The organism is Stenotrophomonas sp. 05N423 (genome assembly GCF_056397145.1).
Genome location: NZ_JBFTMV010000029.1, coordinates 1 through 665 on the forward strand (window position 1 = coordinate 1; position 665 = coordinate 665).

Annotated in this window: 1 protein-coding gene; it reads left to right on the top strand. The window is 69.3% G+C overall.

Going from position 1 to position 665, the window contains the following annotated elements; translation table 11 throughout:
- On the top strand, positions 1–665 hold a 665-nt coding region (locus tag AC1DGW_RS16825; RefSeq protein WP_478025195.1), incomplete at both ends, for a hypothetical protein.

Genomic DNA, 665 nt, shown 5'->3' on the forward strand with positions numbered 1-665 from the left:
ACGCTGCAGGTGACGGTGGACGGCCTGCTGGACAACAGCGCTGATGGCCTGCTCGCCAGCGGCGGCGATCTTGGCTTGAATGCCCGTACGCTTGGGAATACGGACGGCCGCATCGAACACGCCGGCGACGGCGCATTGTCGATCCGTGCTGACACCCTCAACGGCCGGCGCGGCACGATCGCCAGCAATGGCGCATTGGATCTTCGCGGCGAAACGACGGATCTGACCAACGGTACGACGGTCGCCCAGCGCATCGCCGTCGCCACCGGCAACCTGACCACCGCCGGCGGACAGCTGATCGCGGCCGGCACGGATGACCTGCGCCTGCAGGTGCGTGGCACGCTGGACAACCACGGCGGTACGGTCGCCACCAACGGCGCACTGCAACTGGATGCGGGCGCGGTCAACAACCGCGCCGGCACGCTGCAGGCGGCTGGCAGCGGCGATACGCGCCTGAGCGTGTCGGGTGTGCTCGACAACACTGCGGGCACCCTGGCCGCGGCGGGCAATACTCACCTCACCGCCGCTGAGCTGCGCAATGTCGGCGGTACCGTGCAGGCGGCCGGCACGTCCACGCTGCAGGTGACGGTGGACGGCCTGCTGGACAACAGCGCTGATGGCCTGCTCGCCAGCGGCGGCGACCTGAGTCTGGACGTCACCACGCT